Below are 19,681 nucleotides of genomic sequence, written 5' to 3' on the forward strand. Positions count from 1 at the left end.
TTGTAAATAAGATTATAACATCTAAATTTTGAAAAAACAAAATACATATAACTAACAAGGTGCTAAGTGGTATTATTATTCTCGACGACACAGGAGACAACATGGAGCAACAAATAGTATGCCGATTTACGCAGTTGGCTCATGGGCAGCGGCGTTAACAGCGGAGAGTTAAACAGCAAGGTAGAACAGTCACCTTGCACAATCAGTTGAAAAACAGAACAAACATTTGCAACCGTATTCAGCACTTACAAAACAGATTGCTAAAGATCTTCAAAACAGTATTGCAAAGGCACCTTTGTAAGGATATTTAAGAACAGTAAAAGAGTGAATCTAATGCTCTGAAGATAAAAACAAAGGTATCTCGCAAGGAATATTCCCTAAGAAAATTCCAATACAAAGAGTGCGCCTATTGTTTTATAGCAAAATGATAACCACCCCCTATCATTTTGCATATATAAAAACCTGATAATTTATTCAATTAAAGGATAAAACACCAATTAAATAACAATTTAATAAAATAAAAAACCATTCAAATATCTCCAGGTGGAAGTTAAGTCTTTTAGAGCACCTGACGAATGCCTCCGCACATCAGGCAATGATAGATTACTCTTAATTCGCTGAATGGTTTTAATAACGATGAGTTAAAGGTCAACCCAAGGATGAGATTGCGTTCAGATATGAATCTATCAACTAATATTTTATCTAAGGATAAATACTTTACTCTGGGCCTGATCGAACTGCTTGGAGAAGAGTTTATTGACAATTTCTTTTTGATTATAGATTTGGATTCCAACGATTTATCTGGCGCCGAATGGATTTACCCTTCGAATAAGAATATTGTCGCCTTTGCATCCAGCGATATCGCTTTCTATAAATCAGAATTATTTGACAAAATAACGGTACTCGATAAAAAAAGTAATACCAGGAGCATCCTGAACTTCTTCTTAAAGAAAGAACTATCGGGAAACTATCATACAAAATTCCGTCTAAGCCTGCGCGAAAAGCAGATATTGAGTATGTTAAGCAGAGGGGAAAGCAATCAAGAAATAGCACAAGAGTTTGGCGTGAAACTTAAAACTGTTTATACGCACCGCCGCAACCTGATGAATAAACTAGGTTGTAAAAACAGGATTACGTTTCAAAAATTATTTTTTAATAATAAATGTTTTTTAAAATGAAGCATCGCTTCAGGATGATTTTTTAAAAGGAGATCTATAATGAACAAATTGGCACTCGTCGTTATTTCAGCACTGTCCCTGAGCTCAGCTGCGGCTCTGGCCGATACCGTTACGGTGAACGGCGGGACGGTACATTTTAAAGGGGAAGTGGTTAACGCCGCCTGCGCGGTTGACGCAGGCTCTCTCGATCAGACCGTTCAGTTAGGCCAGGTGCGTACAGCGAAACTCGCCACCGCGGGCAGCACCAGCTCGGCAGTTGGTTTTAACATCCAGCTGAATGACTGTGACATCACGGTTTCTGAAAAAGCGGCCATCGCGTTTGCCGGCACGGCAATTAATAGCACCAACCCAACGGTACTGGCTCTGCAGAACTCCGCTGCAGGCGGCGCGACCAACGTCGGCGTGCAGATCCTCGATCGTACCGGTACTCCGCTGACCGTGGATGGCGCAACCTTCAGCGCGCAGACCACGTTAAGTAACGGTACCAACGTCATCCCGTTCCAGGCGCGTTACTTCGCGACCGGCATAGCGACAGCCGGTGCCGCTAACGCTGACGCCACCTTTAAAGTTCAGTACGAGTAATTTCTTCATCTTGCAGGGAAGCGCGTCGGGCCAGGATGGCCCGTTATCCGAATAAGACCGAGGGTGATAACGATGCAAAGGATGAAGTCAGGTTTGTTGATATTTCTGTTGCCGCCGCTGGCGCTGGCTGGCGGCAGTTGGGACGTCATGCTGCCCGGCGGAAACATGCGTTTCCAGGGAATAGTCATTGCCGAGTCCTGTCGCGTTGAAGTCGGCGATCGCCAGATGACGGTCAATATGGGGCAAATCAGCAGCAATCGATTTCATTCTGCAGGAGAGGATGCCAATCCGGTTCCTTTCACCATTCACCTGCAGGAGTGCAGCACCGCCGTGAGCCAGCACGTTGGCGTGGCGTTTCACGGCGTCGCCGATGGCAAAAATCCGGATGTGCTTTCGGTGGGTGAAGGACCAGGGATTGCCACCGGTATTGGTGTCGCCCTGTTTGACAAAACGGGCAGCTTTATCCCGCTCAATGCGCCTCCAGGGACCTGGACGCAGCTGCATACGGGCCCTACCACCCTGCATTTTATTGCGAAATATCGTTCCACCGGGAATCAGGTCACCGGAGGGGCTGCAAATGCTCAGGCCTGGTTTTCCCTGACCTACCAGTAGTCAGTACCGGGAACAGGAAATGACAGTGAGTAAAACAGAGGTAAATATGAAAAATACACTGGGTACCATGCGCGGGATGCGCGCTCTACTGGCAGGATTTATCCTGACTGCGGCCACCGGTCTGGCCGCTCCCGCCGAAGCAGGCGTGGCGCTGGGGGCGACCCGCGTCATCTATCCTGCCGGACAGAAGCAGGTTCAGCTGGCGGTCACCAATAACGACGAAAAGAGCACCTTTCTGATCCAGTCATGGGTGGAAAACGCTGACGGCGCAAAAGACGGAAGTTTTGTGATTACTCCCCCGCTGTTCGCGATGCAGGGCAAAAAAGAGAACACCCTGCGCATCATTGATGCGACCAACAACCAGCTGCCGCAGGACCGGGAAAGCCTGTTCTGGATGAACGTCAAGGCTATCCCGTCGATGGATAAATCAAAGCTCAGCGACAATACCCTGCAGCTGGCGATTATCAGCCGCATCAAGCTCTACTATCGCCCGGCAAAACTGGCGCTGCCGCCGGATCAGGCCGCAGAGAAACTGAGATTCCGCCGCAGCGCCGGCTCACTGACGCTGATCAACCCCACTCCGTACTATCTGACGGTCACCGAGCTCAATGCCGGAACCCGGATACTGGAAAATGCCCTCGTTCCTCCGCTAGGGGAAGCCAGAGTCTCACTGCCATCCGACGCAGGCAGCGAGATTACCTACCGAACCATTAACGACTACGGCGCACTGACCCCGCGATTGAAAGGCGTAATGCAATAAATGAACGGGGAGCAGCGCTCTCCCCCTGAACTAAAAAATATTGATTGCCGGGCGATTTTGTACCGGAGGGACTATGTCACATCTAAAATATGGACTTGACCGTTTGGATACCCGGCGCATGGCGACTGGATCGGCGCACGTATTCGCGAAGCTCCCCCTTGCCTTTTTATTTGCCTCTCCGATTTTTAACACACAGGCGGAGATCTATTTTAATCCGCGTTTTTTAGCCGACGACCCTGCTGCGGTGGCGGATCTGTCCAGTTTTGAAAAAGGCCAGGAGCTGCCGCCAGGAACCTATCGCGCGGATATCTACCTGAATGACGGCTATATGACCACCCGCGATGTCACCTTTAATATCGACGAAAAAGGCCACGGGCTGGCCCCGTGTCTGACGCGCGGACAGCTGGCCAGCATGGGCGTCAATACCACTGCAATCGCCGGAATTGACGTGCTGGCCGTGGACACCTGCGTACCGTTAACTGAGATGATCAAAGAGGCCACCATCCGTTTCGACGTCGGCCTGCAGCGGCTTTATTTGACCATTCCCCAGACGTTTATGGGCAACCGCGCCCGCGGCTACATCCCGCCCGAGCTCTGGGACCACGGGATTAACGCCGGGCTGCTGAACTATAACTTCACCGGCAACAACGTCCACAACGATGTCAGCGGCAGCAGCAACTACGCGTATCTGAACCTGCAGAGCGGGCTGAACCTCGGCGCCTGGCGCCTGCGCGACAATACCACCTGGAGCTACAGCAGCAACGGCAGATCGTCGACCAGTGAAAATAAGTGGCAGCACGTTAACAGCTGGCTGGAGCGTGATATCACTCCGCTGCGCTCGCGCCTGACGCTGGGCGACAGCTATACCAACGGCGATGTCTTCGACGGCCTCAACTTCCGCGGCGCGCAGCTCGCCTCCGACGACAATATGCTGCCGGACAGCCAGAAAGGGTTTGCCCCGGTTATTCACGGCATTGCCCGCGGCACGGCGCAGGTCTCGGTGAAACAGAACGGCTATGAGATCTACCAGAGCACGGTGCCGCCTGGCCCGTTCACCATCAACGATCTCTACTCCGCGGGCAACGGTGGCGACCTGCAGGTGACCATCAAGGAGGCCGACGGCAGCAGCCAGGTCTTTACCGTCCCTTATTCGTCCGTTCCGGTGCTCCAGCGCGAAGGCCATACCCGCTATGCCGTTACCGCCGGGGAGTATCGTAGCGGTAGCAATCAGCAGGAAAAGCCGAAGTTCTTCCAGGGTACCCTGATGCACGGTCTTCCGGCGGGCTGGACGCTGTACGGCGGCACCCAGCTGGCGGACCGCTACCGCGCCTTTAACCTCGGCGTCGGGAAAAACATGGGTGAACTGGGCGCGCTGTCGCTGGACATCACCCAGGCCAACGCCACCCTTCCCGATGACAGCGATCATCAGGGTCAATCGGTACGTTTCCTCTACAACAAATCGCTGACCGATACCGGCACCAATATCCAGCTGGTGGGCTACCGCTACTCGACCCGCGGCTATTTCAGCTTCGCCGATACCACTTACAACCGGATGAGCGGTTACAACGTCGAAACCCAGGACGGGGTGATTGAAGTGAAGCCTAAATTCACCGACTACTACAACCTCGCTTACAACAAGCGCGGCAAAATCCAGGCCAGCGTGACCCAGCAGTTAGGCCGCACCGCCACGCTTTATCTGAGCGGCAGCCACCAGACCTACTGGGGGACCGGTAAGGCCGATCGACAGGTACAGCTCGGACTGAACGCCGCCGTCGACGATATCAACTGGACCCTGAGCTACAGCCTGACCCAAAACGCCTGGCAGCAGGGCCGCGACCAGATGCTGGCTCTCAACGTGAATATTCCATTCAGCCACTGGATGCGCTCGGACAGCACCTCCGCCTGGCGACACGCCAGCGCCAGCTACAGCATGTCCAACGATCTGAACGGCAGAACCACCAGCCTTGCCGGCCTGTACGGCACGCTGCTGGAGGATAACAACCTGAGCTACAGCGTACAGACCGGCTACGCCGGCGGCGGAGATGGCAACAGCGGCGGCACCGGATACGCGGCGCTGAACTACCGCGGTGGCTACGGCAACGCCAACGTCGGCTACAGCCGCAGCGACGGCATCAAACAGCTTTACTACGGCCTGAGCGGCGGCGTGCTGGCCCACGCCGACGGTATCACCCTGAGCCAGCCGCTGAACGAAACGACGGTGCTAATCAAAGCCTCCGGTGCGGACAATGTAAAAGTGGAAAACCAGACCGGGGTCAGGACCGACTGGCGCGGCTACGCCGTACTGCCCTATGCCACCGAATACCGGGAAAACCGGATAGCACTGAATACCAATACGCTGGCCGATAACGTCGACCTTGACGATGCGGTAGCCAGCGTGGTGCCAACCCGCGGAGCGATTGTCCGCGCCGAATTTAAAGCTCACATCGGGCTTAAGCTGCTGATGTCGCTTATCTATAACGGTAAGCCGGTTCCCTTCGGCGCGCTGGTTACCTCCGACGGCAGCCAGGGCAGCAGCATCGTCGCCGATAACGGTCAGGTCTACCTGAGCGGAATGCCGTTGGCGGGCAAGGTGCGTGCGAAATGGGGAGAAGAACCGAATGCCAGCTGCGAAGCTAACTACAGCCTGCCGCCGGAAAGTCAGAACCAGACGCTAAGCCAGCTGTCAGCCGAGTGCCGATAAGGAAACCATGATGATGAAAAAAAACCTGTATCTGCTAAGCGCCCTTCTTTCTCTGGCGGTCACCGATGCTTACGCGGCAGACAGTACCATCACCATCAACGGCTACGTTCGGGATAACGCCTGTGCCGTTGCGGGCGAATCGAAAGAGTTTACCGTCGACCTGATGAACAACGCCGCAAAGCAGTTCCATGCGGTTGGTGCTACCACTCCTCTAGTGCCCTTTCGCATCGTGCTTTCCCCCTGCGGCAGCGCGGTCACCGCGGTGAAGGTGGGATTCGTTGGTATTGCCGATAGCGTCAATACCGACCTGTTAAAACTTGACGGCGGTCCGTCAGCTGCGGCGGGCATGGGCGTGCAGATCCTTGACGCGCAGCAGAGGATGCTGCCGCTTAATGCTGCATCACCGGCCATTTCCTGGACGACGCTGACCCCCAGCCAGACCAATACGCTGAACTTTTATGCCCGTCTGATGGCCACTCAGGTACCGGTTACCGCCGGGCTCGTTAATGCAACCGCAACGTTCACGCTTGAATTTCAGTAACCGGAGGCGCTGATGAAATCGACCCATGCCGGATGGCTGCTGGCTGCAATACTGGCGGCGTCCTCCCCGACGCTGCAGGCCGCCGACGTCACCATTACCGTTAACGGAAAAGTGGTCGCCAAACCCTGTACCGTTTCCACCCCCAATGCCACCGTCGAGCTAGGCGATCTCTACACCTTTAACCTGATATCAGCCGGATCTTCTTCATCCTGGCACAGCGTGGTGCTCAACCTGAGCAACTGTCCGATCGGCACATCACGGGTTACCGCCACCTTCAGCGGTACGGCGGATGCCACCGGTTACTACAGAAACCAGGGTACCGCCGGAAATATCCAGCTGGAGCTGCAGGATACCAACGGTACCACGCTGAACAACGGCGCCAAAAAAGAAGTACAGGTTGATGACACCACCCAGGCCGTCAGCTTTCCGCTACGGGTCAGGGCGCTGACGGTTAACGGCGGTGCCACCCAGGGAACGATTCTGGCGGTGATAAACATCACCTACACCTACGCCTGAGCCTGGAGAACAGAGTAATGAAAAAAATGCTAACCCTGCTGATCGCGCTGCTGCTGGCTGGCTGGTCGCTCAACGCCTGGTCATTCGCCTGCAGAACCGCCTCCGGGGTCACAATCCCTATCGGCGGCGGCTCGGCGAACGTTTACGTGAATCTCGCCCCGGCGGTCAGCGTCGGACAGAACCTGGTCGTCGATCTCTCGACGCAGATTTTTTGCCATAACGATTTTCCGGAAACCATGATTGACTACGTGACGTTACAGCGCGGTTCGGCATATGGCGGCGTGCTGTCGAGCTTTTCCGGCACCGTCAGGTACAACGGCGCCAGCTACCCGTTTCCCACCACCAGCGAAACGGCGCGGATGACGTATAATTCCATTATCGACAGACCCTGGCCTACCGTCCTCTACTTGACCCCCATCAGTAGCGCTGGCGGGGTCGCCATTTCCGCCGGTTCGTTAATCGCCGTGCTGATCCTGCGCCAGACAAACAACATAGATAACGATGACTTTCAGTTCGTGTGGAACATTTATGCCAACAACGACGTTGTCGTGCCAACCGGCGGCTGCGATGTTTCAGCCCGCAACGTCACGGTGACGCTGCCGGAATATCCAGCTTCCGCCGCCATTCCGCTAACGGTTTACTGCGCCCAAAGCCAGAAGCTGGGCTATTACCTCTCTGGCACCACGGAAGACGCTGGCAATTCGATCTTTACCAATACGGCAACGGCCTCACCGGCAAAAGGAATTGGTATTCAGCTAACGCGTAACAATAGCATTGTTCCCACCAATAGCCTGGTGTCGCTAGGGTCAGTAGGCAGCTCAGCGGTCAGCCTGGGATTAACCGCCAACTATGCGCGCACCAGCGGACAGGTGACGGCAGGCAACGTGCAATCCATCATCGGGGTGACCTTTGTTTATGAATAACCCCATCCTCACCAACCATAAAGCGCAGGTGGACTACATCCTGTCACCTTGTTCACTTGCCGCTGCGGGACTGGCGCAAATAATAGAAGAAGAGGGAGCCAGGCCCATCATGCTGCCTTTCACGCAGCAGGAAGTTCCAGCCGGCGCGCGGCGCGTAGTGGTATTTTTACCCGAGTCTCCAGCCTGGCTACTCGAGACCCTCAAACAGGCGGCGATGCTGCTGGAACGTTCAGCAACACCTCTGCCGATGCTGATCCTCAGCCGCAGCCCGGCCAGCTGGCTGTGGCATACCCTGCAGCATCAGGTCGTCGACAGACACCTGCTTTCTGCAGTAAAGGCCGCGGCATCCGATCTTCCGGTCCCTTGCCTGGGCACGCTGCTTCGTGACTCAATCCTTGACGGATATCCTTCGCTTGAAGAACTGGCAGAGGAAGAGACGCGGGTTGTCGGAAAGCGCCCTGCCGGACTGACGAAACCGGAACTGACCGCTATCCTCGGTCTACTGTGCGGATATAGCGCCAGCGCGCAGGCAAAACGCCGCGGCATCAGTCATAAGACGCTCTATAACCAAAGAACCGCAGGATTGAAAAAAATGGTGGAACACCATCCTCGAATGGCTCCCGGTTTTCCCGGCAGTCAGATAAGAGAACAGAAAAGCGATCCTGGCGCCGCCCTTTCCTCTTTTGAGCGTGAGCTGGTCCATGCTATCCACAGCCGACGGCTTTATCCGACTTTTCAGCCCATTACCAATGAACATCTACAGCTACGTGGGATTGAGGTTCTCCCCCGCTGGAACAGAAACGGCTGCATTCTGCTACCCGACGAGTTTTTACCGCAAATTCGCGCGGAATACGCCTGGCTGGTACTGACCGCTTTTGTGCTTCAGCAAGCCGTGCAGAATATCAACCAGTATCGAGGCGAGTTCTATTTCTCGGTAAATATCCCGGCCGCTATCGCCAGCAATGAAAACCTGCTCCGTATGATGGAAACCGCTCGCCAGCAGCTACGTCGGCCACAAATGTCGCAGAGGCTGGTACTGGAATTTGCCGAAAACATCGACTTCAGCGGTCACGGAAAAATAGCCGACAATATCGCCAGGCTGCAAAAGCGCGGCTTTCGGATCATGCTTGATGGCTGTTTTTCACAAAGCAGCATAACGTTTCCGGCGCGCGCGTGCCGTTTTAACGCCTACAAGCTGGATAAAAGCATCGTCAATGATATGCAGCGCGACCCGCATGCGCTGGTACTGATTAAGAGCCTGATCTATTACGCTCAGCTCACCGGGAGCCGCTGTATCGCCGAGGGCGTCGACAGCCTGGACAGATTCAACAGATTGAAAGCGCTGGGGCTCAACCATTTTCAGGGAAGCTATATCTCTTCGCCGGTAGACAGAGATGACTTAACGGAGCTTATTTTGCAGCTTTCATGCGCTGTAGGATATCAAGCCGATATCGCGGTATAGCATCGACCGATATCCAGCGATAAGGATATTATTTTGCGCCTGCTGAGTCTTTCCCGGTTTATACCCAATAAATACGGGTGATTGCAGATAACCTAAAATCACCCGTATAAAAGAAAGCCTGTCTCTTATTATGTGCTTAATTAAGCGGCCCCGGCTTACCGATTAAATAGCCCTGCACCAGATCACAGCCTAGCTTGCGTAACGACTTCAGCTGCTCTTCGGTTTCGACCCCTTCGGCCACAATACGCATATGCAAACTTTTGCCCATACTGATAATCAACCGCACGATATCAAGGTCATCTTTCTGGCCAGGAATATTAATCACAAAAGAACGATCGATTTTTATCTTATCAAACGGGAAGTAGCTCAGGCGCGATAGCGAAGAGTAGCCGGTGCCAAAATCATCAATCGAGATCTGCACGCCAAGTTCGCGCAGCTGGCTGAGGATCTCTAAAGAGCGGGTATTTTCGTTAAAGACATCTGACTCGGTTATCTCCAGATCCAGGCGATGCGGATCGAGCCCGGTGCTTCTGAGTATTGACACCACGGTATCGGTCAGCGAACTGTTTATCAGCTGAACAGGAGATACGTTAACCGACACCTTAAGCGGGGATGACCAGCCAGCGGCCGCTTCACAGGCGGTTCTTAATACCCACTCGCCCAACTGATTAATCAGGCCAATTTTTTCCGCCACCGGGATAAATTCAGTTGGCGGAACGCTGCCGCGTATCGGATGAAACCAGCGCACCAGCGCTTCGTAGCCGTAGATTTCACCGTTCATAGTATCGGCTATCGGCTGGTAATAAACTCTGAACTCGCCCCTGTTGAGCGCCTGAATCAGATCGTCTTCAAACGATTTATTTTCCTGCTGCCGCTGAAGCATACCCGGACGAAAAATCTGGACGTTGCCGGAACCCTCTTTTTTTGCTTCATACAGCGCCAGATCGGCGCATTTATACAAATAATCGGTGCGGCTTTCCCCATCCGAGATAACAATCCCGATACAGGCGCCGATCTGGATGAGCGAATCATAGATCTGATACGGCTGGCTGATCTTTTCACGGATAACGTTCGCTCGCTCCAGCGCCATCTCTTCGCTTAAATCCTGTGAGACGAGAGCAAACTCGTCGCCTCCCAGCCGGTACAACGTCTCTGACGTTTTACGAAAAAACGAAAGCCGGCTGGCCAACTCCTGCAGCAGCTTATCTCCGGCATCGTGACCCTGGGTATCGTTCACATCCTTGAAATTATCCAGGTCAAACAGCATTACCACCGCCGATCCGTTATAGGGCCGCACCAGGTTTACAACCTCCTGCAGACGCTGCCAGAAAGAGAGCCGATTAGGCATGCCCGTCAGCGAATCATGATAGGCATCGTACTGCAGCCGACGGTTCTGCACCTGGAGCTTTTCTTTAGAAACCTGCAGATCGTTAGCCAATAATTTCATCCGCACGTGGGCGCGGCGCAGGGTATTATTCTGCTTCAGCATCAACAGACCCAGCGTGATACAAAGAACAATCAGCAGAATCGAAATAGCGGAATAGATGTAATACAGGTTCTGTATTTTATCGTGGGTCAGATTAACAATATCAATATCCCGGGCCAGAGACGTTGACGCAATTGAGGTCAACGGCCCGTCCAGGAGGCTCATCTCCTGCAGCATCAGCTTTAGCTGCGGTATTGTCATCTTGTCCAGCCGCTTATCCAGCTGGTCCAGGAGACGAATCAGGTGGTCAACTACCGCCTTCCGGTGAGGATCTTTACTGATAAACTTTCCCAAATCACCCTGCTGTAGCAAGGCAATCTGGCTCATCATAATTTCCAGGCGCAGACGCACCTCGTCGTGGTCGCTCCCCTTGACCCCCAGCCCCATCGCACTTAGGCGCGCCTCAAGACGCATGTACTCAGAGACTATCTGGGAAACGGACCACGAATCGGTATAACGCGTTAATTTTTGCAGCTCACTTTGCCGCTCGTGTACCAGATAGGTAATGTATCCGGTGACAATGAAGAGCGACAAAATAATGGCAGTGAGTATTCGATTCAAGATCAAACCCTTACTCAATTATAATCTTCGAAACCTGCCATGCCGAACGGGAATAATAAATCTGATTCTGCAATTCCGGGCTACTGTCATAGGGATAAACAATAAATAAAGGGCCTTTGTCACGAATGCGCATATATTCGCCGTTCATTTTTAAAGCCAAAATTACCGGAAATTTATGAAAGTCATCGATAGGGACAATCGTCGTATAATCATTAAGCGCCAGCACCCTGGCCGACTTGCCTTTGGCAGCCACTAAATCCATGAGTTTACTGAGGGAAACGCCGTCAAAGCGAACCTTTCCCGAGTACCATGGAGTGGTTGTCACCACCGTTTCCATTCCCAGTTTTTCTAATGCAGCAACATCAAAAACGGCAGTATCACCCTCATTCGTATTCCCAATCAGGCCGGAAATAGTTAAAACGGGTTTTCCCATCGGCGCAGGCAGTTTTTCTGCAAAAGCGGAAGGCAAAACCATGACACAAAATAAAGCTGCAAAAATTAAACGCATTTAACTCACCATTCCGAAATTGGAGACTTGTTAATTGTAAACCATTTAAGTCATTTCTTAAAAGGCGTCGCCTTTAAGTTAAAAAATAAAAATCAAAAACAATAAGCGAACTCTTAAGAGCACATTCAGAGCATCCGGGAAGGGTGGCTCCCTCAGCGTTAAGCAAACGCTTTATGCCTTTAAGCGCATGAAGCTGGTAAAAATCTTTTCTCTTGACCCTCCGCGCGGTAGTCTCAATACAGACGCGAATCAGGAAAGCGTCTTATTCCAATAATTAAAAACTCAGCAACAGACAGGACAGGTATGGACTCAACGTTAATTTCTAACCGCTCCGGCAAGGAGGCATGTTCACTCAACCGCGCCCGCAGAGCAGCCTGGGGAAGCTTCGCCGGAGCCGTGGTCGACTGGTACGATTTTCTTCTTTATGGCATCACCGCCGCGCTGGTGTTTAATCGGGAGTTTTTCCCGCAAATTAGTCCGGCAATGGGCACCCTCGCCGCGTTTGCTACCTTCGGAGTTGGCTTCCTTTTCCGCCCGCTGGGCGGCATTATCTTCGGCCATTTCGGCGATCGCCTCGGGCGCAAACGCATGTTGATGCTGACGGTGTGGATGATGGGGATCGCCACCGCCTGTATCGGCCTGCTTCCCTCGTTCAACCAGATTGGCTGGTGGGCGCCGGTTTTTCTGGTCCTGCTGCGCGCCGTACAAGGCTTTGCGGTCGGCGGCGAATGGGGAGGAGCGGCGCTGCTGGCGGTAGAAAGCGCGCCGAAAAATAAAAAAGCGTTCTACAGCAGCGGCGTACAGGTCGGCTACGGCGTCGGGCTGCTGCTCTCTACCGGCCTGGTATCGCTGATAAGCTCCTGTACTACCGATGAACAGTTCCTCAGCTGGGGCTGGCGTCTGCCGTTCTTATTTAGCGTCGTACTGGTGCTGGCGGCGTTATGGATCCGTAACGGTATGGCGGAATCCGCTGAATTCGAACAACAGCAGCAAGAGCAACAACGACAGCCGAAGAAACAGCGTCTGCCGGTAGTCGAAGCGCTAGTGCGCCATCCGGGGGCATTTTTAAAGATCATCGGTCTGCGCCTGTGCGAGCTGCTGACGATGTATATCGTCACCGCTTTCGCGCTCAACTATTCAACTCAGAACCTCGGCCTGCCCCGCGAGCTGTTCCTTAATATTGGCCTGCTCGTCGGCGCCATCAGCTGCCTGACTATCCCCTGCTTCGCCTGGCTTGCGGACCGCTTCGGCCGACGCCGCGTCTATATCACCGGCGCGCTAATCGGTACCCTCAGCGGATTCCCGTTCTTTATGGCGCTCGAAAGCCAGTCCTATTTCTGGATCCTGTTCTTCGCGCTGATGCTGGCAAATATTGCGCACGATATGGTGGTTTGCGTTCAGCAGCCAATGTTTACCGAAATGTTTGGTGCCAGCTATCGCTATAGCGGGGCCGGAGTGGGATATCAGGTCGCCAGCGTCGTCGGCGGCGGTTTTACGCCGTTTATCGCCGCCGCCCTGGTCACCCTGTCCGGCGGCTCCTGGCATAGCGTGGCTATCTATTTAACCGCTGGCTGCCTGCTCTCCGCCCTTACGGCAATGTTAATGAAACCCAGCCGCCACGGCGAAGAGCAATATTAAGGAGCAATGATGACTCAGGATCCCTGCTGGCCGCAGCGCTTTAACCACCAGCAGCTGCCGGTTCGCTACTGCGCCGACCCAACGCAGGCTGAGCCGCCGCTGTTTGACCGGGCTCGCGATGGTGAGGCGGTTGCTCAGCTCTGGCAGGCCCCGCAGGGGTTTGTCGTTCCGGGAAGCTATCGGAAATTTGCTGAACTAGCGTCGGTAAGCGAGCAGTTCTCCAGCCAGGGGTGGCCTGTCTGGCTGCGCCGCTCCGGCGGTGGGCTGGTGCCGCAGGGGCCAGGTATTGTCAATCTCAGCCTCGCCTGGCCGGTTTATCAACCGCTGGGCGAAGCCGCAGAGCCGATTTATCTTTCTCTCTGCGCTCTGTTGCAGCGCACGCTGGCGCATTTCGGCGTAGCCAGCCACTTCCAGGCGGTCAGCGGCTCATTTTGCGATGGTCGCTATAACCTGGCCTGCGGCGAAGGAGAGTCGGCGCGAAAAATTGCCGGTACTGCCCAGTACTGGCGACCGATGCCGCACGGTAAAGGCCATGTGGTACTCGCGCATGCGGTGGTCTTACTGGACGCCAGGCTGGAGGCCGCGCACCTCGCCGCCAACGATTTTGAAGCCCAGCTCAGCAGCGGGCGGATATACCGCGCGGATAAAACGGTGACTCTGGCCGAGCTGGTTTCTGACAATACCGATTTGCTTGCCCGTTTTCGCGAGGCGCTGGTGCAGGAGTTAGAACATATCAGCTGAAGGTGGTCCTCAGATAGCGGCCAAAGGTCTCTACCGCCCGCGATACGCGCGGCGTGTAGGGGCGGATAACGTAGAGATTTTCCGCAAACACATCCACCGGCCGCCAGTCCGGCAGCAGCTCCTGTACCAGCCCACGGCCAATAGCGTCTCTGGCGCTAAAATCCGGCAGTAAAGCGATTCCTAACCCCGCCAGGACCGCATCGCGCAGAGACTCGCTGTTGTTGGTGGCAAACGGCCCCTGTACTTTGACGCTAACTCGCTCATCACCACGTTCAAATGTCCAGTGCGGATTTTGCGGACCGCGTGGATAAGTCAGACAATGGTGCTGACGCAAGGCGTCAGGAGAATCGGGACGGCCAAAGCGGCGAATATAGTCCGCCGAAGCAACGACCAGAGTCGCGGTGCGGCATAGCGGCCACGCCACATGGGTCTCCGGCAGCAGATCACGACGGCAGTGGCGAATAGCCAGATCGAAGCCTTCGCTGGCGAGCGACACCAGGCGATCAGTGACCTCCAACTGCAGATGAAGCTGCGGATGCTGATGCAAAAAGGGCGTGATGGCCGGAACCAGCTGCTGACGAGAAAAGGCGACCGGCGCGGTCAGACGCAGCGTGCCGCGCAGCGGGCCGCCTTCATCATCACAGGTGCCGGTGAAGATCTCACGGATCTGTCCAAAGGGTTCGTTTAGTTCCGCCACCAGCCGCAGGCCATCTTCGCTTAAAGTGACGCTGCGGGTAGTCCGGTGTACCAGCTTCTTACCGGTGATCCGCTCCAGCTCGCTGATTTTTTGGCTAATGGCGGATTTGCTCACCGCCAGCTTTTCCGCGGCGCGGGTATAGCTCTTTTGCTCCTCCAGAACCGTCAGCCAGTACAGATGGGTCCAGTAATTTTCAGGGCGGATTTCACTCATCTCGATTGTTCACATAGAAAAACAATGAGTTCAAATATAGCGATTTTTACCGCCGTTAGCATGGGTTAACATCACTTTAACAGAGCAAAAACCCGACAATAAGGACTATCTGCTATGCCATTACTGACGTTTGATATGATTGAAGGACGCAGCGAAAGCGAGATTAAAGCCCTGCTGGATGCGGCACACCGCGCCGTTGTGCAGGCATTCAAGGTGCCTGAACGCGATCGCTACCAGATTGTTCATGAAAACAAAGCTCATCATATGATCGTTGAAGATACCGGACTGGGGCTGACGCGAAGCCGGGACCTGGTGGTGGTGAGGGTATACACCAGCCCGCGCAGCGAAGAACAGAAGCAGGTTTTTTATGCCACCCTCCAGGCTGAACTCCAGCAGCACTGTGGACTGAGCGGTGACGACCTGCTGATCTCGATGATCGGCAACCAGAAAGGGGACTGGAGCTTCGCTCACGGAGTGGCGCAATATATCACCGGCGAGCTTTAGCTCTAACCGATCGGCGAATGATCCGCGCCATACTCCGGGTGACAAAAAATGAAATCAGGATCGCCGCGTGCCGGCGATCCTCTGACGCGCCTTCTGCTCTATGTTTTCCAGCAGCTCCTGAACATCGTCTTCATCAATGTCGAGAAACTGGCCGTCCAGCAGCGCCGCGTGAATGTCCTCGCGCGTCACCGATGTGCCCAGCGGTACCGCTTTAGATTTCACTTCTTCCGTCGCCAGCGGATGCGGGTAGCGTCGTCCGACCAGATTGTTGAAGATAATCGCCAGCAGCGCCAGCATCATCGAATTGAGCAATACCGGGGTCAGAACGAAATGATAGCCTTCGCTCTGCACCCCCGCTCCACCGAGGATCGCCGTTAACGCCACCGCTCCGCCCGGCGGATGCAGGCAGCGCAGGAAATACATGCCGGCGATCGCCAGCCCCGCCGCCACGCCGCAGGCCAGCGCCAGATTGGGTACCACTATTCCCACGCTCACGCCAATCAGCGCCGATAGCACATTACCGCCGACTATCGACCACGGCTGGGCCAGCGGACTGCTTGGCACGCCAAACAGCAGCACCGCCGACGCCCCCATCGGCGCGATAAACCAGATATTGACCTCACCTAATAGCCAGTGGCTGAACATACTGGTTACCGCCAGCCCCGTCCCGGCGCCAATGGATGCCAGAACAATATGTTTTCTGGCGACCGGCAAGGCGTGAGGTTTAAGGCGGCCGAGGAAAATGCGGATCCGTGAAAAGAGCGATCCGGGGAAAACGCTTAACATTGTGCTTCTCGCTTACGTCATAACAAGAACTTATGTCTTATTTTCTTTTTTTAACCTTATTTTAACAACCACAGCTTTAGCATGTCTTTTCGGCATTCATTTTGTGAATATAAAAAACGCGCGCTGTACGTTAAAATCGCCAGCACATCTGGGTATCAGCATTCTATGGATTGAAGGTTAACGACATTGAATAACAAGACCAACTTAGAGAAAGAAGTCGCATGGGCCAGCCAGAATATGCCGCGCACGCTGCGTCAGGTCGCCGCTCTGCCCGACCTCAGCCACGTCCGTCTGGCCTGCTGTATGCATCTTGATATGAAAATGATCCCGCTGGTGCAGGGGATTCTGGAAAAAGGCGCAAAGGTTTTCCTCACCACCTGTAACCCAACAACGGTGCAGGATGATGTCGTCGCCTGGCTGGTGGAACGCGGTGCGGAAGCCTGCGCCTGGCGCGATATGAGCGATGCCGACTGGCAGCAATCGTGGGAAAAAGCGATTGCCTGGCAGCCGACGCATCTTTGCGAAATGGGCGCGGATATTACCACTCTGCTGCACCAGCGCGGCGAATTCGGCAACATCGTCGCCGGACTTGAAGCGACTGGTTCAGGCGTTAGCCGCCTCGGCGATATTCGTCCCGGCTATCCGATTTTTAACTGGGATGATTTACCGGTTAAAGAAGGTCTGCACAACCGTCATATGGTCGGCCTGACCGCCTGGCACACCTTCTTCCAGACAACCCACCTTACCCTGCATGAGAAAAAAGTGCTGGTCATCGGCTACGGTCTGGTCGGCCAGGGCGTAGCGGCGGCGGCTAAAGCCTTCGGCGGCCAGGTGATGGTTGCGGAGATCGACCCGGCCCGGAGATTACAGGCGGCCTACGATGGCTGGCACGTCGTTGAATTACAGGACGCTATTGCCTCTGCGGACGTGGTTGCCACGGCAACCGGCGGTAAAAAAGTCGTCAATAACCGGGCGCTGGATAAAGCTAAGGACGGAGTATTTATCCTCAACGTCGGCCATGTGGCGGAAGAGATTGACTGTGAATACCTGCGTCAGTTCAGTCATGAAGAGGTTATGCCGTATATCAACTCGTATCAAATGGGTGATAAAACCGTCTATCTGATGGCGAATGGTTCGATGCTCAACCTGACGGCCGGTTTTGGCGATAGCCTGAACGCCTTTGACGTTACCCTGGCGGTGATGGCCAGCGGCATCCAGCATATCGTCACCGACGGTATGCTGGCACCGGCTGACGTTTATCTGCTGCCGCAAAGCGTATGGCAACAAGCGCTCTAGTTGTATCTGCTGGAAAATGTCCCGGAGGCGGCGCGATGCGCCTTATCCGGGCTACCGGCCCGCAGACAGCGGTGACTTGTAGCCCGGCTCAGCGCAGCGCGAGCCGGGGAGAAGTCACGCCGATCCGTCACCTCAACACATCCCCCGTAGGCAGCGCGCTACGCCTGTCCGGATTACCGGCCCGCAGACAGCGGTGGACTTGTAGCCCGGCTCAGCGCAGCGCGAGCCGGGGAGAAGTCACGCCGATCCGTCACCTCAACACATCCCCCGTAGGCAGCGCGCTACGCCTGTCCGGATTACCGGCCCGCAGACAGCGATGGACTTGTAGCCCGGCTAAGCGCAGCGCGAGCCGGGAAGAAAGCAAATCTTACAGCAGGGCCAGCAAAAATATGACTTCACCGAGCTCAATCGCCGCGCCTAAGGTGTCGCCGGTTTGCCCACCCAGAGTACGCTTCAGCGCCTGACCCAGCACCCAGACCAGCACCAGCGTGATAAGCGCCGCGCGCAGACCGTTAACTCCGAGCAGCACTGTCGCCAGCGCCAGAGCGATCCCCATGGCGATCAGCGTCTGTTGCAGCGAGATTTTACCGATAAACAGATTGCCCAGCCCCTCTTCGCGGGCGTAGCGCTGACGGTACATCAGCAGTACCGCCATCCCGCGCCCCACCGCACAGGCCCCGGCCAGCGCGGCCAGCGCCGACGTACCGCGCAGCGCCACCTCGCTGACCACCAGCACTTTGGCGATCAGCACGAAAATCAGCGCCAGCCCGCCGTGGGTGCCAAGCCGACTGTCGCGCATAATCTCCAGCATTCGCTCACGGCGGCGGGCGGAGAAAATACCATCACAGGTATCCGCCAGCCCATCAAGATGGAAACCACCGGTCAACAACGCCAGCGCCAGCACGCCAAGCAGCGCGGCAAGCGGGCCGCCGCACCACGGCTGAAGCAGCATCACGACAGCGCCGGCAATCGCTCCCAGCAGCAGGCCGACAAAAGGAAAAGTGATGATACTCCGTTGATATTGTTCGATTTCCAGCCCCTGAGATAAACGCGCGGGTACCGGCAGACGGCTAATAAAAGATAGTGCGGCAAAAAAAGACTTAATCATTGTAAAGATGACTCCTGTCGATAAACCCCGCGGTCAGCGACGATTCACAATCGCACCGACCGTAACCGGATCTTTGCGCGTAGCGTTACGCGGCGAAAGTGAAGCAGCGTTCTTCAAGCCGCCAGTGGGCGAGCCGGGTATCACGATGGTGTTGAATGCGAGCGGCGATTTGGTTGTCGGAAATCCGTGAGGTAGCGAGATAAATCGCCGAAACGAAAGAGTTGAGTAAAGATTCGGTATGACGGCGTTGGCCGTTTAGCGCGTCGCCGGTAGTCAGTATCATCGCGGTGGCACCTGTTGCAGGGACAGCATGAGATAAACCCTTCCGATATCACTATGTATACCGCGGAAGTATATCAAATTCCTCGGGAAAGATTCAGCGTTGCGGAGACTGTTTTGCTAAGGATTAACGAGATGATGCGGGGAGAAAAGAGCGGCCCCGGCAGCAAGAGCCGCCGGAGCGCTGATGCGGAGATTACTCGGCAGATTTATCGTCTACTTTCGCTTCGCCCATCGCTTTCAGCTTTTTAGAGATATCGCGACGTTCTTTAGAGATCTCGGCGTTTTTGATGATGTAATCGTCAACGCGATCTTCATAATCGCTCTTCATACTGGCAATGATGCCCTGAATAGCTTCAACGCTCATGCCTGGCTTGATGTAGTCGCTCAGGTTGTCCAGCAGCAGTACGCGCTTCTGGTTATCACGGATCTTTTTCTCAACGTCCTGAATTTCACGCTGCAGTTTGTTCTTACGACGGTACAGGCGAACAAACTCCAGTACGTCCTGGAAAGAAGGCTTAGTTGTTTCCATTTTTACACCCCTAATATTTGAGATTCGGATTCGCTAAAGCGACTGCTACATAGGGCT

20 protein-coding genes are annotated in these 19,681 nt (G+C 54.6%); 13 read left to right on the forward strand and 7 right to left on the reverse strand.

Annotation, left to right across the window (positions count from 1 at the left end; all coding sequences use genetic code 11):
* Positions 1–677: 677 nt before the first annotated feature.
* From GJ746_RS16310 to GJ746_RS16350, 9 genes are all read left to right on the forward strand, one after another.
* Positions 678–1,178 (forward strand): helix-turn-helix transcriptional regulator, encoded by a 501-nt coding sequence (locus GJ746_RS16310; RefSeq protein ID WP_154681128.1) that lies wholly within the window; start codon positions 678–680, stop codon positions 1,176–1,178.
* Positions 1,179–1,217: 39 nt separating this feature from the next.
* Positions 1,218–1,760 (forward strand): type 1 fimbrial major subunit FimA, encoded by a 543-nt coding sequence (gene fimA, locus GJ746_RS16315; protein ID WP_154681129.1) that lies wholly within the window; start codon positions 1,218–1,220, stop codon positions 1,758–1,760.
* Positions 1,761–1,832: 72 nt separating this feature from the next.
* Positions 1,833–2,372, forward strand: coding sequence for a fimbrial protein (locus tag GJ746_RS16320; protein WP_154681130.1), 540 nt, complete (start codon positions 1,833–1,835; stop codon positions 2,370–2,372).
* 67 nt (positions 2,373–2,439) lie between these two features.
* On the forward strand, positions 2,440–3,132 hold the full coding sequence (locus tag GJ746_RS16325; RefSeq protein WP_195908871.1) for a fimbria/pilus periplasmic chaperone: 693 nt from the start codon (positions 2,440–2,442) through the stop codon (positions 3,130–3,132).
* A gap of 73 nt (positions 3,133–3,205) precedes the next feature.
* Complete coding sequence (locus GJ746_RS16330; protein WP_154681132.1) at positions 3,206–5,833, forward strand: fimbrial biogenesis usher protein; 2,628 nt, start codon at positions 3,206–3,208, stop codon at positions 5,831–5,833.
* 13 nt (positions 5,834–5,846) lie between these two features.
* Positions 5,847–6,374 (forward strand): fimbrial protein, encoded by a 528-nt coding sequence (locus GJ746_RS16335; protein WP_195908872.1) that lies wholly within the window; start codon positions 5,847–5,849, stop codon positions 6,372–6,374.
* A gap of 12 nt (positions 6,375–6,386) precedes the next feature.
* The gene (locus GJ746_RS16340) at positions 6,387–6,890 is read left to right on the forward strand and encodes a fimbrial protein (protein ID WP_154681133.1); all 504 of its coding nucleotides are present in this window, start codon (positions 6,387–6,389) and stop codon (positions 6,888–6,890) included.
* Positions 6,891–6,907: 17 nt separating this feature from the next.
* The gene (locus GJ746_RS16345) at positions 6,908–7,813 is read left to right on the forward strand and encodes a fimbrial protein (RefSeq protein WP_154681134.1); all 906 of its coding nucleotides are present in this window, start codon (positions 6,908–6,910) and stop codon (positions 7,811–7,813) included.
* Positions 7,806–9,275, forward strand: coding sequence for an EAL domain-containing protein (locus tag GJ746_RS16350; RefSeq protein ID WP_154681135.1), 1,470 nt, complete (start codon positions 7,806–7,808; stop codon positions 9,273–9,275). The genes GJ746_RS16345 and GJ746_RS16350 overlap by 8 nt, the downstream gene beginning before the upstream one ends.
* A gap of 136 nt (positions 9,276–9,411) precedes the next feature.
* Here the strand turns inward: GJ746_RS16350 and GJ746_RS16355 are convergent, their stop codons facing one another.
* Together GJ746_RS16355 and GJ746_RS16360 are read right to left on the reverse strand one after the other, a co-directional pair.
* Positions 9,412–11,322: a putative bifunctional diguanylate cyclase/phosphodiesterase gene (locus GJ746_RS16355; RefSeq protein WP_154681136.1), complete on the reverse strand. Its 1,911-nt coding sequence runs from the start codon at positions 11,320–11,322 to the stop codon at positions 9,412–9,414.
* A gap of 10 nt (positions 11,323–11,332) precedes the next feature.
* Positions 11,333–11,830, reverse strand: a complete 498-nt coding sequence (locus GJ746_RS16360; RefSeq protein WP_154681137.1) for a molybdopterin-dependent oxidoreductase — start codon at positions 11,828–11,830, stop codon at positions 11,333–11,335.
* Between the two features lie 303 nt (positions 11,831–12,133).
* On the opposite strand from GJ746_RS16360, the gene shiA reads away from it, so the two are divergent.
* The gene (gene shiA, locus GJ746_RS16365) at positions 12,134–13,468 is read left to right on the forward strand and encodes a shikimate transporter (protein ID WP_154681138.1); all 1,335 of its coding nucleotides are present in this window, start codon (positions 12,134–12,136) and stop codon (positions 13,466–13,468) included.
* A 9-nt stretch (positions 13,469–13,477) separates the two neighbouring features.
* Positions 13,478–14,209, forward strand: coding sequence for a lipoyl protein ligase domain-containing protein (locus tag GJ746_RS16370; protein WP_154682754.1), 732 nt, complete (start codon positions 13,478–13,480; stop codon positions 14,207–14,209).
* Here GJ746_RS16370 and GJ746_RS16375 read toward each other — a convergent pair.
* Positions 14,202–15,119 (reverse strand): LysR family transcriptional regulator, encoded by a 918-nt coding sequence (locus tag GJ746_RS16375; RefSeq protein WP_154681139.1) that lies wholly within the window; start codon positions 15,117–15,119, stop codon positions 14,202–14,204. The two genes, GJ746_RS16370 and GJ746_RS16375, sit on opposite strands and share 8 nt — an antisense overlap.
* Positions 15,120–15,233: 114 nt before the next feature.
* On the opposite strand from GJ746_RS16375, the gene GJ746_RS16380 reads away from it, so the two are divergent.
* Complete coding sequence (locus GJ746_RS16380; RefSeq protein ID WP_154681140.1) at positions 15,234–15,623, forward strand: tautomerase family protein; 390 nt, start codon at positions 15,234–15,236, stop codon at positions 15,621–15,623.
* Between the two features lie 54 nt (positions 15,624–15,677).
* Here the strand turns inward: GJ746_RS16380 and GJ746_RS16385 are convergent, their stop codons facing one another.
* Entirely contained in the window at positions 15,678–16,409 is a 732-nt protein-coding gene (locus GJ746_RS16385) for an HPP family protein (RefSeq protein ID WP_154681141.1), read from the reverse strand.
* Positions 16,410–16,595: 186 nt separating this feature from the next.
* Here GJ746_RS16385 and GJ746_RS16390 point away from each other — a divergent pair, with 186 nt between their 5' ends.
* Positions 16,596–17,705 carry an adenosylhomocysteinase gene (locus GJ746_RS16390; RefSeq protein WP_154681142.1) on the forward strand — a complete coding sequence of 370 codons (1,110 nt, stop codon included), beginning with the start codon at positions 16,596–16,598 and terminating at the stop codon, positions 17,703–17,705.
* A gap of 367 nt (positions 17,706–18,072) precedes the next feature.
* On the opposite strand, the gene cobS is transcribed toward GJ746_RS16390, so the two are convergent.
* From cobS to GJ746_RS16405, 3 genes are all read right to left on the reverse strand, one after another.
* The gene (gene cobS / locus GJ746_RS16395) at positions 18,073–18,813 is read right to left on the reverse strand and encodes an adenosylcobinamide-GDP ribazoletransferase (RefSeq protein WP_154681143.1); all 741 of its coding nucleotides are present in this window, start codon (positions 18,811–18,813) and stop codon (positions 18,073–18,075) included.
* An 85-nt stretch (positions 18,814–18,898) separates the two neighbouring features.
* On the reverse strand, positions 18,899–19,096 hold the full coding sequence (locus tag GJ746_RS16400) for a bifunctional adenosylcobinamide kinase/adenosylcobinamide-phosphate guanylyltransferase (protein WP_154681144.1): 198 nt from the start codon (positions 19,094–19,096) through the stop codon (positions 18,899–18,901).
* A 192-nt stretch (positions 19,097–19,288) separates the two neighbouring features.
* A complete protein-coding gene (locus GJ746_RS16405; RefSeq protein WP_154681145.1) occupies positions 19,289–19,624 on the reverse strand; it encodes a DUF496 family protein in 336 nt (111 codons plus the stop codon).
* Between the last annotated feature and the right edge of the window lie 57 nt (positions 19,625–19,681).

It is taken from the genome of Klebsiella oxytoca (genome assembly GCF_009707385.1).
GTDB classification, from domain to species: domain Bacteria; phylum Pseudomonadota; class Gammaproteobacteria; order Enterobacterales; family Enterobacteriaceae; genus Klebsiella; species Klebsiella oxytoca_C.

What these genes read in the sequence shown, in the direction of transcription:
- GJ746_RS16310 (WP_154681128.1), top strand. Translation starts at nt 678, where the DNA reads ATGAATCTATCAACTAATATTTTATCTAAGGATAAATACTTTACTCTG.
- fimA (WP_154681129.1), top strand. Translation starts at nt 1,218, where the DNA reads ATGAACAAATTGGCACTCGTCGTTATTTCAGCACTGTCCCTGAGCTCA.
- GJ746_RS16320 (WP_154681130.1), top strand. Translation starts at nt 1,833, where the DNA reads ATGCAAAGGATGAAGTCAGGTTTGTTGATATTTCTGTTGCCGCCGCTG.
- GJ746_RS16325 (WP_195908871.1), top strand. Translation starts at nt 2,440, where the DNA reads ATGCGCGGGATGCGCGCTCTACTGGCAGGATTTATCCTGACTGCGGCC.
- GJ746_RS16330 (WP_154681132.1), top strand. Translation starts at nt 3,206, where the DNA reads ATGTCACATCTAAAATATGGACTTGACCGTTTGGATACCCGGCGCATG.
- GJ746_RS16335 (WP_195908872.1), top strand. Translation starts at nt 5,847, where the DNA reads ATGAAAAAAAACCTGTATCTGCTAAGCGCCCTTCTTTCTCTGGCGGTC.
- GJ746_RS16340 (WP_154681133.1), top strand. Translation starts at nt 6,387, where the DNA reads ATGAAATCGACCCATGCCGGATGGCTGCTGGCTGCAATACTGGCGGCG.
- GJ746_RS16345 (WP_154681134.1), top strand. Translation starts at nt 6,908, where the DNA reads ATGAAAAAAATGCTAACCCTGCTGATCGCGCTGCTGCTGGCTGGCTGG.
- GJ746_RS16350 (WP_154681135.1), top strand. Translation starts at nt 7,806, where the DNA reads ATGAATAACCCCATCCTCACCAACCATAAAGCGCAGGTGGACTACATC.
- GJ746_RS16360 (WP_154681137.1), bottom strand. Translation starts at nt 11,830, where the DNA reads ATGCGTTTAATTTTTGCAGCTTTATTTTGTGTCATGGTTTTGCCTTCC.
- shiA (WP_154681138.1), top strand. Translation starts at nt 12,134, where the DNA reads ATGGACTCAACGTTAATTTCTAACCGCTCCGGCAAGGAGGCATGTTCA.
- GJ746_RS16370 (WP_154682754.1), top strand. Translation starts at nt 13,478, where the DNA reads ATGACTCAGGATCCCTGCTGGCCGCAGCGCTTTAACCACCAGCAGCTG.
- GJ746_RS16375 (WP_154681139.1), bottom strand. Translation starts at nt 15,119, where the DNA reads ATGAGTGAAATCCGCCCTGAAAATTACTGGACCCATCTGTACTGGCTG.
- GJ746_RS16380 (WP_154681140.1), top strand. Translation starts at nt 15,234, where the DNA reads ATGCCATTACTGACGTTTGATATGATTGAAGGACGCAGCGAAAGCGAG.
- GJ746_RS16385 (WP_154681141.1), bottom strand. Translation starts at nt 16,409, where the DNA reads ATGTTAAGCGTTTTCCCCGGATCGCTCTTTTCACGGATCCGCATTTTC.
- cobS (WP_154681143.1), bottom strand. Translation starts at nt 18,813, where the DNA reads ATGATTAAGTCTTTTTTTGCCGCACTATCTTTTATTAGCCGTCTGCCG.
- GJ746_RS16400 (WP_154681144.1), bottom strand. Translation starts at nt 19,096, where the DNA reads ATGATACTGACTACCGGCGACGCGCTAAACGGCCAACGCCGTCATACC.
- GJ746_RS16405 (WP_154681145.1), bottom strand. Translation starts at nt 19,624, where the DNA reads ATGGAAACAACTAAGCCTTCTTTCCAGGACGTACTGGAGTTTGTTCGC.